This is a genomic window from Streptomyces ovatisporus, assembly GCF_042653885.1.
Taxonomy (GTDB): Bacteria; Actinomycetota; Actinomycetes; order Streptomycetales; family Streptomycetaceae; genus Streptomyces; species Streptomyces ovatisporus.
The window spans coordinates 1-14,615 of sequence record NZ_JBHSFH010000029.1; the positions used below are offsets into that span (position 1 = coordinate 1).

Genomic DNA, 14,615 nt, shown 5'->3' on the forward strand with positions numbered 1-14,615 from the left:
TGTACGTCCCGGAGGGGACGTACCTTTGTCCATACGGACTCAGTGATCTTCAACGAAGGCCCGCCCCAGAACCTCCTCGGAGAACTTGGGGTGGGCCTTCGCGTCGTGATGCATAGGTGTGGAGGGTCCGATCTGATGCGTCGAGGACGTGTCGGGGACCTGTCATTGATGCGTCGGGATGCGTCGAGGGCCTGTCCGTGACGCGGCGGGACCTGTCGGGCGATGCGTCGGGGCTGTCCAACTCGACAGGTCGGCCGACGCGTCGGACCTGCGGCGACGGGTCCGACGCGTCAAAACGAGCCCGGGGGGTGCAGGACGCTGACCTGCGGCTTAGGAGTAGCGGGGGTGGTAGCAGCGTCGCTATCGATAGCAACGCGACTTGCTAGCGATAGCAACCTTGCTAGCAACCAAAAGGCGCGCTGACCTGTGCGCTAGCGAGTAGCAACAGGTCCGCCGACACCCCTGGAAAGGCCCGTCCACGGCCTCCTGCGGGGGTGGGCCTTGCGTTGCTATCGCTCGGATGGTGGCGGAGCGCGGTTCGGCGGCCTAGCAGTCGCCCGATTCCTAGCACCCTGCGGTGCTAGACCTAGCAGGCCCACTAGCAGGCGAAGTTGGGCATGAGCAGGCACCTAGCACCTAGCACCCCGTACGGCTCTTGCCGGATGGAGCGCGGAATCCCGGGACCAAGGACCCCTTGGCGGGCCGTGCTGAGCGGGGGCCGACCCCTGAAACGCAAAGAAGGCCCCCGCCCAGGGAATCCCGGGCGGGGGCCTTCGAGTCGAGCAGTGGTGCCATCAGCGCTGGACGACGGGGCGGGACAGGTCACGGTCGGCCACGACCACCCGCAGACCTTCACTCTCGTCACGGAGAACACTGGCGAGCGTCCGAGCCACCGTGGCGGCTCGATGCCGACCGCCAGCGCACCCGACTGCCACCGTGACCGGTCCGGTAGACGGCCCTGCCTGGTAGGCCCGAACCGCTGCCGCTGTCGCGTCGATAAGCGGCAGGATTCCCGGTGTCCGCAGCACGGCCTCTCGTACCGGACGGTCGTCGGCCGTCATGTACCGAAGCTCGGGACTGACGTGCGGATCGCGGAAGTGGTGGCGCAGGTCGAGCGTGACATGCGCCTCGGGCGCCTCTCCGTGCAGGTATCCGAACGATGTGATCAGGACGTTCACGCGGTGTACCTCCTGGTTGGGATTCCTGCTTCCTCGGAGAGTTGCGCGGTGTGGCTGGCACCGCGGCTGCCGTCTTTGATGAAGGCGAGGCAGATGCTGGCACCGAGGTTGACCATGTGGGTGTTGCGGATAAATCCGGCCCGTTTGCCCTTGGTGTTCCAGTCGGCGGGGTGGGGTTCTTGGTCGAGCCCGGTTTCGGCGCACCAGTCGGCGGCGATTTTGTCGGCACCTCGGGGACAGGCGCCGTGGACGACGACGATCCCCTGAGCGCCGTCTTGGACGGCGTCGTGCCACATGCCCAACAGGGCGTCAGAGACGACCTGTTGGGCGACCCAGGTACGGGAGCCGGTAACGAGGACTCGGCGGACGTCGATCGTGCTCACGTCGTTGCCTCCCAGCGGTGCGTTCCGTTCGCGTCGCGCGAGTGCCGCCAGTCCTGCCGGGAGCCGATGAAGCCCTCCGCCCACTCCATTGCCGCCTCCACGTCGGCGTCGAAGTCCGCACGGAATGGCGGGTGGACGTGACCGCCGAAGATCCAGGCCACCTGTCCCTTGATCAGGGTGTGAGTCACAGTGCATTCACCCCGAGCCCGTGGTTCGTCGTCTCCTCCAGGGCGAAGAGGCCGTCCATCGCGGTCTCTGCGCTCTGCGCCTTGCGCTGCTTGGTGGTGGCCTGCCGATGGCAGGAGTCGCACCAGGCCAGTAACTCCCCCTCGGGAACGCGGGCCTTGGCCACGTCGCTCAGGAGTAGATCCGAAGGCGCGATGAGCATGTCCTCGCGGCCTCCGGTGAGGACGTGGCAACGTCCGCCCGTCTTGGTGTGTTTGCTGTTGCAGGAGCCCGTGCACTGGCATTGCCAGCCCGCACGGTTCATCACGGCCTCCCAGGTCTTCGCGCCGACGATCGGCGTACGGTGTGTGCGCATCTCAACTGGCCTCTCTGCCGTGGGATGTGAACCCCGGTGACCGTTCGCCGCGGTCACGCGGGAGGGGCCCGTGTCGTCAGCACGGGCCCCGCTGTTGTCTCGTTGCACCGGTCTGTGTCGCTCAGTCCCGTACGGCGACGAACGCCGCGACCCCTTCGGCCAGGTGATGCGTTGCCTGGTCGAGCAGGTAGGCACCCCCGAGGGGTCCGCCAAGGTCGTAGAAGGCGCCCTTGCCGCTGACTTCCGCTGCTTTGCGCACGGGCCAACGTCGGTCGATGAGGTAGTGGGTGGCCCCGGAAAGTGCGAGTGCGGCGAGCATCGAGCGGGGACGCAGCCCGAGGTCGAGCAGGTGATTGCCAGCGGCCAGGGCGACAGCCTGAGTCGCCGTGTAGGAGGCGACGTGCCCAGCGAGGGCCTTGTGTCCCTCTGCTCCGGGCTTGGCCTTGTGCCGTGCCTGGTGGTCGCTCTGAATCCAGTGGTCGGCCACGTCGGCGGCGACACGAAGTAAGGCGTAGACGGCAGGGAATGCGGTACGGCGCATGTGCGCCCCCTTCAAGGAGTGGGTGATGAGACCGCAGGAGACCCGGGCGGGCCTCCTCTCTGACTGATGTGCAGATGACCGTGCGGCCGAGGGGCGGTGACGCCCGTGTGGGGCGCCCCGCCGACTGCGGCACGGGCTCACTTCTCGGGGAGTTGGTTGACCGTCCGTCCGAACCAGCGGGCCTCGGTGTGCACTTCGGTGTGCTGGACGGTCGTCGGTCCCTCGTAGTGGTGGTGTTGATCGCGAGGCAGCGCTTCAGCGCCCTCTTTGACGGCGGAGCCGATCATCTTCGCGACGACGCCGACAGCGCCCGCGAGTCCGAGCGGGGTTGCTCCCGCGATGACCAGGACGGCGGGGTCCACGTTCGAGAGCGCCCACAGGACGCCGCTGATGGCCCCGCCCACGGGCACAGAGCCGATGGAGTAGGCGAGCACCACGGAGGCGTGGTCTGTGGCCTTCTGGCTCATCGGCGGGCGTCCGGGCTGCGGCACGGGCTGTGCTCCCGTCCGCTGAGCGGGTACGGGGTCGCGGTACGCCGTGGCCGTGGGTGTGGCGTCTGAGAGGGCCTCCTCGATCAGGCGGGCCGACTCGTACGCCTCTTCTGACTCGCGCTTCATGTGCGGCATGGGTCCTCCAGGGGGACGACGAAGGCCCCGGAGGCGTACACCTCCGGGGCCTTGCGGGTGGGTGAGTTGGTCAGTCGATGAGGACGTAAGCCCCGTCCTCGTCCTGCATGACATGGCGGTTCGTGACGAGTTGCCTGATGGTCGTCCGCAGAGAGGTCGAGGTGACCTCCCTCCCGCCGTCGTCGTTGACGGCGGCCAGGAGAGCATCGGCGTCCATCGGTTCGACGGAGAGGGCTTCTTGGACGCGCTTGCGTACGGGCGTCTTGGAGATGACCCGCGGAGCGTCGTCGTCCGCGTGCCCCTCGGACCCCGGGGTTTCCTCGCCCTTCTTCAGCGGCACGCCGTCCCAGCGCTCCGCGTACGCCTGGCCCGCTCCTTCGGCTGCGCCCTGCTCCACGGTGACCGGGTCACCGGGTCCGTACAGATCCAGGATTTCCGGGTCGAGGCCCTCCAGGACTTCCGTGGACCCGACGCGCAGGAAGCGCCCGAGGGTCGTGACCTTCTCCTCGCTCTCTGCGGAGATCAGGTACGTCATGCCCGCGGTGTCGGGATCGACCTCACCCCCGATGGCGGGGGTGAGCTGGCTGCGCAGCTTCGGCTTCTCTCCGGAGATCGGGGTCAACTGCTCGGCAGCGTCCAGGAGGGCACCGACGATCAGACTGACCATGCCCGCACCGGAAGCGGGCCAGCGGAGCATGAAGACCGCGCCCTCGGTGAGGGAGTCGCGGAGAGCGGCCCCGCCTCCCAGATCCGCAACCCGTCCCGCCTGACCGGAGATGGAGACCCCGACCCCGAGCGAGCGGCCCGCGTTGCCCAGTGTGGTGATGAGGTAGCTGGCCTCATCCCGGTACGGGGCGCCCTGCTTCAACAACAGGTTGGCCTCTTCGATCCGCACGGAGAGCAGCGGGTGACGCGCACTGTGGATGAAGTGCGACTGGTGCCCGAGCACGCCCTTGCGGTACTCCATCACGCCCGCGGCGGAACGGAGTTGGTGGATCGCGCCTTCCTGCGTGGTGTTGAACCAGTCCACGTTCCCTCGGGCCTCGGGGACGCTCTGACCGCCCTTGAGGTCTGAGAGCCACGTGGCGATCCCTGAGCGCTTCTCAGCGGCCATCACCAACTGAAGGGCGCGGGACTTGCCCGACCCCGAGGCCCCGAAGAAGGCCACGCGTGTGGCCCCGCTGCCGGGCTTGTAGAGGCGGACTCGCATCGGTCGGCCGTTGTGGTACCGGCCGACCGTCACGAAGCCCTTGGCGTCCATGACGAGGTCTTCGCCCCGGGCCGCGGGCATGTCATCGAGCGGCGGACGCTCGTACACGGTGACCATGGCAACCCCGGAGGGGTCGATCTCCACGACCACACAGCGAGGGTCGGTGATCCCGTACGCACGGAAAGCGGAGATCAGCTTCGCCCTGTTGTACGTGATCGACTCGCCCGGTTCGACCTCCACCATGATCTCGGTGAAGCGGTTCCCGGTCATGCCTGCTCCCTCCACTGCGCGATCCCGGTCTGTGCGCTGATCACGCGCGTACCGGGCATGGCCTTCGTGCCGTACTTCGCCCAGAACTCGTGAATGTCGGCGGGGCCGCTGGCCGCGGACTCCTCTTCGGAGATCTCCAGGAGCTTCCGGCCTGCCCCGCGTCCCGGGACCGGGCCCACCTTGATCAGGTCAGCGGGGATGTCCGTCAGGGCGGAGAGCCGCTCGACGCTGACCTCTCCGACCGGGGTCCCCGCCTCGTTCGCCACGACCTCCGCCCGGAACGCCTGCTCACCGAGGAAGACGGCGTTCTCCAGGTGCGTGCCCGGGACTGCTCCGCCCTCGCATCCGATATTCGCGGCCCACGAGGCGGTCGTGCGCTCCTCACGGGTGGCGAGCGGCCCGAGGGGGCGCACCTGGAGCGCGGCACCCGGGTTTGCGTCGTCCTTCCGGTTCTGCCTGTCGGCCTCTGCGATACGGCCCATCAGCCGTGAAGGGCGCCCGCCCCACGTCACCGCGACCCATGCGGCAGTGGCGAGGAGCTCCCACCACCGAATCCCGGGGCTGCACTGGTAGGCCAGGGAGCCGACCGCTACCGCACAGGACGGCAGGGCGTTCACCACAGGCAGCGGCAGCAGCGCAGCGGGGAAGCGCGCACGGAAGGTCTTGAAGGCCCCCCAGGCGGCCACAGAGGCCGCTGGGAGGGTCAGGACGAGGGACGTGGGCGTGACCATCGCAGCGGCGAGTGCGGCGGCACCCGTGATGGTGCCCGCACGCCCCGCCAGGTCGCGGATCTTGCCGTGTTTCATGGGTGCCTCCTCACGCCGAAGGGGCCCCGGTCGCCCGGGGCCCCTTCGAGTCGGTGTCGTGTGGTTACTGGTTGGCGTAGTAGCCGCGGTCGGCCAGGTTGCCCTTCTTCGCCTGCGCGGACTCCACGATGGGGCCGTAGTCGGCCTCGTGAGCGGTCGCGGCCTCATCGAAGAGGGCCGCCATCTCCATGGCTTCATCAGCCATGGCCTCCGCCTCCTTCAGCGCGGAGCGCATGAGGTCCGCGGCGTCGTGGTGCGCTGCGACCACGTCGCGGTCAACGTTCAAGCTGGCGGCCAGTTCGGCGTTCTGATCGACGCTGGCCGCGCACTCCGTGACGTACCCGAAGGTGTCTTCCGTCAGGGACGACAGTTTCCGCAGTGCGCGGCCCGCGAGGGCCAGGCGAGCCAGCATCTCGAAGTAACTCAGAAGGTCGAGAAGGAAGTGATCCTCCGAGGTCAGTTCCTTCTTGTCGTCCGAGACGCGAACCATCTCAGTCATGCGTCACTCCCGTGGTATTCGGACTCGGCAGGCGCGGCGTAGCCCATGTCCTTGACCGTGTCGGCGTGGCCCTTGTCCGTCTCCGCGGCGAGCTGGCCAGCCGCGGCGATCGCCTCGCTCGCCTTCGGGAGCGCTGCGGCCAGGGCCTTTGCGCGTGCCCCGACCGTTTCACTCTTCTCTGCGAGCTTGGCCGCGTAGCCCGGCAGGGAGCCCGGGATCTTCAGATCCGCGATCTGCCCCATCAGGTTCTCCAGGTGGGAGAGGAGCCGTTCGGCCGCGTCGGCGGCCCCTTTGGCTTCCTCCACGCGGTCGAGGATTTCGGTAGCGGCGGTCTCGTCCGACTCGACCAGGTCGTAGACCGTCAGGTCACTGTCAACGCCTGGCTGATGTGCGAACGCGGTCACCGTGGCTGACTTCGGCGGCACTGTGCCGCCTCCTTCCTGTGGTGCAGGGGGAGTTGACCCCGAGCCGGACACCAGAGCGGGCGCGGGCTTCGGCTGCGGAGGCGGAGAAGACGGGGCCTCCCGCCCGAGCGTCACCGTGTAGTCGTCGCTCATCCCTGGCGGGGGACGCATACGGCTGCCGGGGCCTCCGGGCTTCGGACCTGCCGAGCCAGTGGCCTCTTCCCTCCCAGGACGGCCCTTCTCGCTGGAAGGAGCGCCCGCCCTGGGGGTCTTCTGGCCGTTCTTCCGGCTGGCCCTGACCTTCTCGTCACCCTTCGGCTTGAAGCCCTTCTCTCCCGTCGTCGGGGGAGTCCTGGGCCCCTTCGGGCCCTTGCCGTTCTTCGGCTCGCTCCCGGGGCCCTTGGAGCCCTTCCAGCCCCCGGGGTCCTTCCTGGGACGCTTCGGCCTCTTGGGCTTCTCGTCCTTCCCGGAGCCCTTCGAATCCCGCTTCGCCTTCTCGGCAGCACGGCGCAGGTCGGCGTCCTTCGCTGCCTGCTTGCGAGCCGCGTCCTTGTCCTTGGCCTTCTCTTTCGCCTTAGCCTCGCCCTGGCGGGCGCGTGCGGCCTTCTCTGCCGCCTTGGCCTTGGCCTTGTCAGCGGCCACCTTGTCGGCAGCCTTCGAGGACCCGTCCTTGCGGCCCCCGTCGTTCTTCCGGGCCGCCTTCCGGTCGGCCAGATCCGCCTGTTGCTTCGCCGCGGCCTTCTTCTCGGCCTGCTTACGGGCTGCCGCCTTATCGGCCAGGGCATGCTTCGCCTTGTCCGCTGCGATCTTGTCCTTCGCGGCCTGCGCGGCGTGCTTCGCCTTGGCCTTGTCTGCCGCCGACTTGTCGGCCTGGGAGTGCTTGTTGCCCCCCTTGCCCTTGTCGCCACCTTTGCCCTTGGACCCCCGTCCCGCAGCCTTCTCGCCCCAGGACTTGCCGCTGGGCACGCGCTGCTTGGCCCGCTCCTGCGTGATCTTGTCCGCAATGCCCTGCATCGCGGCCTCGTGCTTGTTGCGGGCCTCCTCCTTCGCGAGACGCCGCTTCATGCGGGCCTCGCGCAGCGGGGCGGTCTCCGCGTGCCGCTCCAGCTTCCGCTGTCGGCGGTCCTCCAGGAGGTTCACCAGGCCGCGCATGGCGGCCACGGCCATAGCGGCAGCCGCGATCATGCCCGTACCAGTAGCGGCCTGGCCCGCCTCGCTCCCGCCGTCTGAACGGAAGGTCGCGGGCACCGCGCCCTCCGCGGGGACGGACGGGGCCACCGAGGGCAGCCGCACCGCGGTGGGCGGCTCCAGTGTCGGCAGGGTCAGGGTCGGATACTCCGGGGCCGGATCGGGCTCCTCCAGCGGCGGCAGCGGCTCGAACACCCCGCCCTCTTCGGAGGGGTTCAGGGGCCGCAGGGTGACCCTCGGGAAGTCCACGACGTTGTCGTCGTCGCTCACGCGATCCTCCTCTCTCCAGGTGTTGACACTCGGTAATCGGCGTGGCACCCTCGCGCGTCGCGCGTCGTGCGCGCGCCTTGGGGGAGCCTCAAAGGCCCTTCTGCGGGCCGAAAATGCGGGCGCGCCCGCTACGTTGCGTAGCGGGCGCCATTACCCGTGATCTCGTTGCCAGGCGTCGAGCGCCTGCGCGAGGGAGAAGGCCAGCGCGTCGGCGGCCTTCTTCTCCTCCTCGTTCGCCGCGGACTTGCGACGCTTCTTCACGATCGAACGGCAGCGGTCGTACATGATCGCCACCAGGTCGTCGTTCGTCTTGGCCGCGCTCTGCCGGGCGTTCCAGTGGGCCGCCTCGTTCTGCCGGGTCCGCAGGGCCTGGTTCACATGGCCTCCTGATCGAACAGGTCGAACTTCCGCGAACCGGCCTGTGCAGGCACGCTTGTGCCCTGACCTGCGGGAATAGCGGTCTTCCCGCGCTTCTCCAGCTTCTTCTCCGCCTTGCGTGCGGGCAGTTCGGTCAGGGTCCGACGCTTGCGCTCCAGCTCTCGCGTGAGCGCTTCGGCCTGGCGCATGTGGTACTCCAGGTCGTCGTACGTCCGGGCCATCCAGTTGGCATAGCCCCAGGTCGCGACCGCCCCGCAGCCTTCCGGGGGGTCGTGCTTCACGTCGGCGTGCACCTCCAGGCGCATACGCCGAACCTCCTCGGCCAGCTCCTGCACGTTCATCCGAAGCTGCTCCGCGTACACCCGCATGCCCTCGGGGGTGCGGACCATCTCAGCCGTCCATCGCTCGCTCATACGGGCCTCCCATCTGGTACAGATACAAAGGAAGGCCAGGCCCCTTGCGGGCCTGACCTGGTGCTTCGTCGCCTTCCGGCTGACGGAGCGAAGCCCCAGCTCACTTCGGATGAGCTGGGGCTTCACTCTTGGTGCCGGACTGCACTGGCTATGCGGGGACTGCCGTCTCCGCGGGCTTGTCCTTGCTGCCGTTGCGGATCTGGGAGACCCATCCCACCGACCGACCCGTCTGCCGGGCCAGCTCGCGAACGCCCGCGTCCGGGGTGTTCATGACGTGCTCGCGCGCCTTGTCGAGCGACATCTTCGAGCCGTCGTCGGAGGTGTTCACGGCGGGCGCCTTGGGGGTGTTCACGACCCCTCCACCCGAGGTGTTCACGGGAGGGAGGGAGGTGTTCACCGGGGCCACCCTGGGGGTGTTCACCGAGGGCTCCCGAGGGGTGCCCGCGGCTTGAGTCGGAGTGTTCACGGACGCGGTTCGGGGGGTGCTCACCGGGCGGACGTGCCCCTGTTCACGGGTCGCGCGCTGCCGCTGTGCCTCCCTCTCCTTGCGCTGCCGCTCGCGCTCCTTCTCCTCGTATTCGCGCTGCTCACGCTCGCGAGTGAGGTCGAACTCGCGCTTCTCGCGGGCCATCTGAGCCTCGTACTCGCGCTGTTCGCGGGCCTTGCGGTCCTCGCGCTCCTCCCGCTCACGGCGTTCGCGGTCTTCGTGCTCCCGCTGTTCACGGGCGACCCGTTCACGCTCCTTGCGGGCCGCCTGTTCACGCTCGGCCTCGACCTGTTCACGGCGTTCACGCTCTGCCTGTTCACGGGCCGCCTCTTCGGCCTGTTCACGGGCCGCCTGATCGCTGATTCGATCAAGCGCTTCGTTGATCGCTCGCCGGTACGCGAGACCCGCCTCAGCGGTGACGATCAACAGCAGCGGGGCAACCGCGTGGACAGCCATGCCGACCTTGTCGGCCTTCAGTGCGCTGTCGCCCATGTTCAGTGCGAGCGTCATCAATCCCGTCAGCCAGCGAAGGATGAAGGGCCACGCCCCGCCCGAGGTGCCAAGCTTCGAGACCGCCTGATCGAGGCGGACCACGATGATCACGGCGGAGTCCACGACGATCGGGAGGATCGGGGAGGTCCACTCCCATCCGTCCGGGGTGACCCTCTCCACCAGGGGTGTCACGGTGAGGACGCTGTAGAGCACCGCGCCCGCCGTGATGGTCCACGTCCCGCTGGAGAGAACCTTGTCGGCCTTCTTGATCTGCTCCGGGCTCATCGCGTCGAGCTTCATCGCATTGAGCCTGCCGGGCTTCTGGTGTCCGGCCATCATCACGTCCTCTCTCACGTCGATACGGGGTCAGTTGGCGCTCCAGCCGTACGCAGCGAGCGCTCCGGCCACCCAGAACCCGGGGGCGAAGTCGCCGTACGCGGACAGGAGCGCGATCGCAGTGAAGCCCCAGCGGGCTAAGCCGCTGGTCAGTTGGCGCCTCATGCGGCGATCTGCCGAACCGGACGGCTCGAAGTGAGCTGCCGAGTCGGATAGCCCGGAGCCAGCCGGGCGAAGTGGGCGTCCACGGGGTCGAGTTCGTGGATCTGGGCGAGCACTCCCGCCAGGCGATCCAGCTCGAACCCGATGAGGCCAATACGGACTGCCATGTCCTCGGCCCGCGAGGACGCGTCATCGCCAGCGATGACTGCCTCTAACAGCTCGCGCTCGATCAACTCACGCTCGGCTGCGAGCGACTCCATGGCCTCGATGACGTTGCTGGTCATTGGCGCCTCCCGGCTGTCCTGGTCACCGCACCCGGTCGGATGCGGCGGCTCGGGCCCCGGGGAACGAGCGAGGCCCCCGCCCGGTGGGCAGGGGCCTCGCTGTCGCTGTCCGGAACTGTCAGGCGTACGGATCGAAGTCGGGGTCCTGGCACGCGCCTGTGCACGTGCCGGATGCCGACTCGCACCACATCAGGCCGCAGCCCTCCTCATACTCGCCCTCGTCCATGCCTCTCCTCGCTCTCTCCGGCTGTCCTGCACACCGCACCCCAGGAGTTGGGATGCGGAGAGTTGGACCCCCGGAGGGGGGTCTTCGCGTTTCGGCGGCTCGTCATCAGCGCAGTTGGGCGACCTTCAAGGCGCCTGATTAAGGGCGTCTCTCCCAGTCAGTAGGTGCGCGGCACTTAGAGGGCGTCCGTCTCCCCGCCCCTGCCGTGAGGCTCATCGCGTCGGCTCTCGCCTTCGGCCTCGTCCCCTCTGGAGTTAGGGCACACCGAGAGCCCTCAGCTCTGGGTCTCTCCAGTGGCACACAGGTAATGTAGACCACTAGCCCCCACATGCGCTACTGGTAGCGCTAGAAGTTTTTGTGGTCTAACCTCGTAGGTGTACCGCCGCACAAAGAGGTGCAGCCCAGAGACCAGGAAGGAGGCACCCATGCCCGAGAACACTGGGTACGCGGAGATCGCGGCGCACTACCGCCGACAGATCCAGGACGGGGCACTCAGGCCCGGTGACGCCATGCCGTCACTCCGGAAGGTCTGCGAACAGTTCGGCGTGGCTCAGACAACGGCCAATCGCGCGTACAGGCAGCTCAAAATGGAGGGCCTGACTCTCGCCAAAACAGGCGTTGGGACGGTCGTCGCGGGGTCGATCAGCAATAACATCGCGACGCGCGTACAGATGCACGGGATCACTGGCAGCGCCCTTGGTGGTGGCGAGTCCTCGCGCATCCTGGAGGTCGGCACGGTAGGAGCAGATGAGCTAGTGGCTCCCCGCCTCGACGTGTCCCCCGGTACACCAGTACACATGCGCAAGCGGGTCGTGAGTCGCAACGGAGGGCCGGTTCACGTCAGCAGCTCTTACTACCCCGCTTACGTGATCGCCGTGACACCCGAGCTGACCGAGCCAGTCTCCACCGGAGGCTCGCGAGAGCTGGCAGCCGAACGGCTCGGGGCAGCCCAGGAGCAGGTTCTGGAGGAGGTGACCTCTCGCCTCGCCACCGAGTCGGAGAAGTCCGCCCTCGGACTCACAACAGGAGATGTCGTGGTGACTCAGGTCGTGCGAACCGTGACTCTCATCGACGGCCGCGTGGTCGAGGTGGCAGTGAAGGTAGCTGGCGGCTCCACCATTCTCCGCTGGTCCACATCCCTCCGACCCGAAGCATGAGCACGACAGCGGCCGTGAGCGATCAGAGATTGAAGCCCTCGATGAGCCCCACCCAAGCCACGGCGAACACTGCTCTCGGTCAGGCTCTCAAGCTCGCCTCGGTCGGCGTCCCCGCCCTACCCCTGCGCGAAGGAAAGGTACCGTTCGGCAACTGCTCGAACTGCGCGACCCCCAAGGGCTCCAGGACGCCGATCTGCGGCGGACGACCGAACATGAAGGACGCGGGTTCCTGCGCCTGTCCTCTGCCGTGCCATGGGTGGGCCGCCGCGACCATCGACGCCGACACCCTTAACTCCGCCGCATGGCGGGCCAGTTGGCGCGAGGCCGTGGCCGCTGCTTACCACCCCGGGGCCGCTGGTCTGACGGTCGTTGACCTCGACAACGCCGACGCCGTCACGTGGGCCCGAGAGAGCCTGCCTCCGACGCGGATCGTGCAGACCACCCGCGGGGAGCACTGGTTGTACCTCGGGGCCATGCAGTCGTCCAACGGTGTCCGGCCTGGCGTGGACATCAAGTCCCGCAGGGCGTACGCACGGTGGCTTGGACCCGGTGAAGGTCGCATGACTGTCCTGCCGGACGCCGTCCGCGCGTTGACTGTCCGTGAAGAGGCCACCCTTCGCGGTGCGTTGGCCTCGCGGCCGACCTGGAATCGCAGCGTCGCGTCCGGGTGTCGGCACACCGAGTCGTACATCGAGCGAGGCTTGGAGATGGCCCGGGAGTACATCAAGTCACACCGCGAGAGCGGGGCCGCAACGGCGGCTTACGCCCGCGCCGGGGCCATCGGCGCAGCCCACAGGCAGTGCCCAGGGCCGTGCCAACTGGAAGCCCTGGGGTGGGAGTTGGTGTCAGCAGCGATGGACGTTGGCGTACCGGAGGCGTACGCGGCTCGGGCTGTAGAGAACGGATTCGCTGGCGCTGGCGCTCAGTTCACTCCGACAAACCCATAGTGATCAGACGGATAGCCTGATCACGTACAACTCCAGACATGCGAAACGGCCCCATATGGGGGTCGCGCCCCGGGGCCGTTTCCGAAGTTCAGAGAGCGGGGTGAACCCGCGATCCCCTGCCTTCTCCTATGCGGCCAGCATAACGGCTGGCCGGAGGTAAGGGAACGCAGCTTCACCCCTCTCACCGAGAGTGAGAGGCAGAGCACAATGACCACGGTTTCCGAGCCACCCCCACAGGCCGACGCCGTTGTGGTCCCCATTCAGCGGGACGCGGCAAGCGGGGCTCCTCCCCGGGTACTCCCCGCTCCGAGCGAGCCCATGAAGGTCTTCCGGGCTATCGAGCCCGAGTGGACGGCCGTAGCCCCGGAGACGGGGGATCGCGTCACCTCTCGCGTCTTCTGGCGAGACGACTGGATGAACTGGACTGGAACCCACTGGCGACGGATTGACCCGATCGCAGTCCGGGCCGAGCTGTACCGCCGCACGGAGAACGCCATCTTCATGAAGGAGACGAAGGAGGGTCCGGAGCCCAAGCCTTGGGCTCCAAACAGGAAGAAGATCGGGGATATCGAGGATGTTGCCTGTGCCATTCTCTCCATGGACTCCGGCCTCGACTCGCAGGTCTGGCGCGAGGAGGACCACGGGCCCGCACTCTCCTGCCTGAACGGCGTCCTGCTCCTGCGCAAGCGCACGCTCGTGAAGCACACTCCGAACTACTTCACGGAGTACGCAGTCCCGATGGAGTGGGACAAGGAAGCCGACTGCCCCCGCTGGAAGGGCTTCCTTGAATCGGTGTTCCCCGGGGACGACGAGGCGAAGGCTCTACTCCAGGAGTGGTTCGGGTACGTCCTGTCCGGACGGACGGACATGCAGAAGCTCCTCCTCATCCACGGTCCCTCCAGGTCCGGGAAGGGCACGATCGCCCGCGTCCTGAAGCGCTTCTTCGGCGGGGAGAAGTTCGTAGCAGGACCGTCCATGTCGTCGTTCCAGTCTTCCTTCGGCCTCTCCACGCTGATCGGAAAGCCCCTGGCGATCATCCCGGACGCGCGCATGGAGAACCGCGACTCTTCGGCCGCCGTGGAACGCATCCTGGCTATCACGGGCGAAGACACCATCGACATTGACCGCAAACACAAAGCCCTCTGGTCCGGGAAGCTCCCGACTCGCTTGATGATGCTGTCCAACGAACTGCCCCGCTTCCGGGATGCCTCCATGGCGATCGTGAAGCGCTTCCTCGCCCTGGAGACGAAGGAAAGCTTCCTGGGCAAGGAGGACCCGACCCTGGAGGGTGACCTGGAGGCAGAACTTCCCGGAATCCTGAACTGGGCACTGGACGGCCTCGACTGTCTCGACCACCAGGGCTACTTCACCCGTCCCGCCTCCACGGAGAGCGCTCACCGTGTGATGGACGAGGCCGCCTCCCCCGTGGCCGCGTTCGTCGCGGATTGCTGCGTCAACTCCCGGGACAGGCGGGTCACCAGGGATGCCATGTACAAGCAGTGGGAGCGCTGGGCAGAAAAGAACGGCGAGCACGTCAAGACCTCAGCCGAGTTCGGGCGCCTCCTGCGAGCCGCCTCCCCGGGTGTCGGGGACTCGCAGCCCCGCATCAATGGCCGGAAGGTCCGCGTCTACACGGGCATTGGCTTCTCTGGGGAGCTGAGCGTCTGTGACACCTGTGGCGAGGGCATGCATGCCGACCTTCCCGGAAACACCCACCCTTCCTGTTGACGACGCACCTTGCGAGCCCCGTCCTCCGAGGCGGGGCTTTCGCATGCCCTGGCGGAACAGGGTGGAACACCCTTGGAACAGGAGAGATC

The 14,615-nt window shown here is 67.7% G+C and carries 18 protein-coding genes; 3 read left to right on the forward strand and 15 right to left on the reverse strand.

The window, feature by feature from the left end; translation table 11 throughout:
- Window positions 1-794: 794 nt before the first annotated feature.
- The 15 genes from ACFPA8_RS27575 to ACFPA8_RS27645 form a co-directional block, all read right to left on the reverse strand.
- On the reverse strand, window positions 795-1,178 hold the full coding sequence (locus ACFPA8_RS27575; protein ID WP_386452927.1) for a RapZ C-terminal domain-containing protein: 384 nt from the start codon (window positions 1,176-1,178) through the stop codon (window positions 795-797).
- Entirely contained in the window at window positions 1,175-1,561 is a 387-nt protein-coding gene (locus tag ACFPA8_RS27580) for a DUF2493 domain-containing protein (RefSeq protein WP_386452928.1), read from the reverse strand. Before ACFPA8_RS27580 ends, ACFPA8_RS27575 begins: the two co-directional genes overlap by 4 nt.
- Window positions 1,558-1,749 carry a hypothetical protein gene (locus ACFPA8_RS27585; protein ID WP_386452930.1) on the reverse strand — a complete coding sequence of 64 codons (192 nt, stop codon included), beginning with the start codon at window positions 1,747-1,749 and terminating at the stop codon, window positions 1,558-1,560. The genes ACFPA8_RS27580 and ACFPA8_RS27585 overlap by 4 nt, the downstream gene beginning before the upstream one ends.
- On the reverse strand, window positions 1,746-2,102 hold the full coding sequence (locus ACFPA8_RS27590) for a hypothetical protein (RefSeq protein WP_386452932.1): 357 nt from the start codon (window positions 2,100-2,102) through the stop codon (window positions 1,746-1,748). Before ACFPA8_RS27590 ends, ACFPA8_RS27585 begins: the two co-directional genes overlap by 4 nt.
- Window positions 2,103-2,223: 121 nt before the next feature.
- Window positions 2,224-2,643 carry a transcriptional regulator gene (locus ACFPA8_RS27595; RefSeq protein ID WP_386452933.1) on the reverse strand — a complete coding sequence of 140 codons (420 nt, stop codon included), beginning with the start codon at window positions 2,641-2,643 and terminating at the stop codon, window positions 2,224-2,226.
- A gap of 137 nt (window positions 2,644-2,780) precedes the next feature.
- A complete protein-coding gene (locus ACFPA8_RS27600) occupies window positions 2,781-3,260 on the reverse strand; it encodes a hypothetical protein (RefSeq protein WP_386452935.1) in 480 nt (159 codons plus the stop codon).
- A 79-nt stretch (window positions 3,261-3,339) separates the two neighbouring features.
- Window positions 3,340-4,749 carry a hypothetical protein gene (locus tag ACFPA8_RS27605; protein WP_386452937.1) on the reverse strand — a complete coding sequence of 470 codons (1,410 nt, stop codon included), beginning with the start codon at window positions 4,747-4,749 and terminating at the stop codon, window positions 3,340-3,342.
- Window positions 4,746-5,555, reverse strand: coding sequence for a hypothetical protein (locus ACFPA8_RS27610; protein ID WP_386452939.1), 810 nt, complete (start codon window positions 5,553-5,555; stop codon window positions 4,746-4,748). The genes ACFPA8_RS27605 and ACFPA8_RS27610 overlap by 4 nt, the downstream gene beginning before the upstream one ends.
- Before the next feature lie 64 nt (window positions 5,556-5,619).
- Window positions 5,620-6,054 (reverse strand): hypothetical protein, encoded by a 435-nt coding sequence (locus tag ACFPA8_RS27615; RefSeq protein WP_386452941.1) that lies wholly within the window; start codon window positions 6,052-6,054, stop codon window positions 5,620-5,622.
- Entirely contained in the window at window positions 6,051-7,916 is a 1,866-nt protein-coding gene (locus ACFPA8_RS27620; protein WP_386452943.1) for a hypothetical protein, read from the reverse strand. Before ACFPA8_RS27620 ends, ACFPA8_RS27615 begins: the two co-directional genes overlap by 4 nt.
- Window positions 7,917-8,066: 150 nt before the next feature.
- The gene (locus ACFPA8_RS27625; protein WP_386452945.1) at window positions 8,067-8,294 is read right to left on the reverse strand and encodes a hypothetical protein; all 228 of its coding nucleotides are present in this window, start codon (window positions 8,292-8,294) and stop codon (window positions 8,067-8,069) included.
- Entirely contained in the window at window positions 8,291-8,707 is a 417-nt protein-coding gene (locus tag ACFPA8_RS27630; RefSeq protein ID WP_386452946.1) for a hypothetical protein, read from the reverse strand. The genes ACFPA8_RS27625 and ACFPA8_RS27630 overlap by 4 nt, the downstream gene beginning before the upstream one ends.
- A gap of 148 nt (window positions 8,708-8,855) precedes the next feature.
- Window positions 8,856-10,040, reverse strand: a complete 1,185-nt coding sequence (locus tag ACFPA8_RS27635; protein WP_386452948.1) for a DUF2637 domain-containing protein — start codon at window positions 10,038-10,040, stop codon at window positions 8,856-8,858.
- 12 nt (window positions 10,041-10,052) lie between these two features.
- Complete coding sequence (locus tag ACFPA8_RS27640) at window positions 10,053-10,187, reverse strand: hypothetical protein (protein ID WP_386452950.1); 135 nt, start codon at window positions 10,185-10,187, stop codon at window positions 10,053-10,055.
- Window positions 10,184-10,468: a hypothetical protein gene (locus ACFPA8_RS27645; RefSeq protein WP_386452952.1), complete on the reverse strand. Its 285-nt coding sequence runs from the start codon at window positions 10,466-10,468 to the stop codon at window positions 10,184-10,186. The genes ACFPA8_RS27640 and ACFPA8_RS27645 overlap by 4 nt, the downstream gene beginning before the upstream one ends.
- A gap of 651 nt (window positions 10,469-11,119) precedes the next feature.
- Between ACFPA8_RS27645 and ACFPA8_RS27650 the strand changes: the two genes are divergently transcribed.
- The 3 genes from ACFPA8_RS27650 to ACFPA8_RS27660 all read left to right on the forward strand — a co-directional run bounded on the left by ACFPA8_RS27650 (window position 11,120) and on the right by ACFPA8_RS27660 (window position 14,526).
- Window positions 11,120-11,851: a GntR family transcriptional regulator gene (locus ACFPA8_RS27650; protein ID WP_386452954.1), complete on the forward strand. Its 732-nt coding sequence runs from the start codon at window positions 11,120-11,122 to the stop codon at window positions 11,849-11,851.
- A 41-nt stretch (window positions 11,852-11,892) separates the two neighbouring features.
- Window positions 11,893-12,798 carry a bifunctional DNA primase/polymerase gene (locus ACFPA8_RS27655; protein WP_386452957.1) on the forward strand — a complete coding sequence of 302 codons (906 nt, stop codon included), beginning with the start codon at window positions 11,893-11,895 and terminating at the stop codon, window positions 12,796-12,798.
- A 318-nt stretch (window positions 12,799-13,116) separates the two neighbouring features.
- Window positions 13,117-14,526, forward strand: coding sequence for a DNA primase family protein (locus tag ACFPA8_RS27660; RefSeq protein ID WP_386452955.1), 1,410 nt, complete (start codon window positions 13,117-13,119; stop codon window positions 14,524-14,526).
- Window positions 14,527-14,615: the final 89 nt, after the last annotated feature.

Excerpts from the sequence above, each read along its gene's own strand:
- ACFPA8_RS27590 (WP_386452932.1), bottom strand. The coding sequence starts at position 2,102 with ATGCGCACACACCGTACGCCGATCGTCGGCGCGAAGACCTGGGAGGCC.
- ACFPA8_RS27595 (WP_386452933.1), bottom strand. The coding sequence starts at position 2,643 with ATGCGCCGTACCGCATTCCCTGCCGTCTACGCCTTACTTCGTGTCGCC.
- ACFPA8_RS27600 (WP_386452935.1), bottom strand. The coding sequence starts at position 3,260 with ATGAAGCGCGAGTCAGAAGAGGCGTACGAGTCGGCCCGCCTGATCGAG.
- ACFPA8_RS27605 (WP_386452937.1), bottom strand. The coding sequence starts at position 4,749 with ATGACCGGGAACCGCTTCACCGAGATCATGGTGGAGGTCGAACCGGGC.
- ACFPA8_RS27610 (WP_386452939.1), bottom strand. The coding sequence starts at position 5,555 with ATGAAACACGGCAAGATCCGCGACCTGGCGGGGCGTGCGGGCACCATC.
- ACFPA8_RS27615 (WP_386452941.1), bottom strand. The coding sequence starts at position 6,054 with ATGACTGAGATGGTTCGCGTCTCGGACGACAAGAAGGAACTGACCTCG.
- ACFPA8_RS27630 (WP_386452946.1), bottom strand. The coding sequence starts at position 8,707 with ATGAGCGAGCGATGGACGGCTGAGATGGTCCGCACCCCCGAGGGCATG.
- ACFPA8_RS27640 (WP_386452950.1), bottom strand. The coding sequence starts at position 10,187 with ATGAGGCGCCAACTGACCAGCGGCTTAGCCCGCTGGGGCTTCACTGCG.
- ACFPA8_RS27645 (WP_386452952.1), bottom strand. The coding sequence starts at position 10,468 with ATGACCAGCAACGTCATCGAGGCCATGGAGTCGCTCGCAGCCGAGCGT.
- ACFPA8_RS27650 (WP_386452954.1), top strand. The coding sequence starts at position 11,120 with ATGCCCGAGAACACTGGGTACGCGGAGATCGCGGCGCACTACCGCCGA.
- ACFPA8_RS27655 (WP_386452957.1), top strand. The coding sequence starts at position 11,893 with ATGAGCCCCACCCAAGCCACGGCGAACACTGCTCTCGGTCAGGCTCTC.
- ACFPA8_RS27660 (WP_386452955.1), top strand. The coding sequence starts at position 13,117 with ATGAAGGTCTTCCGGGCTATCGAGCCCGAGTGGACGGCCGTAGCCCCG.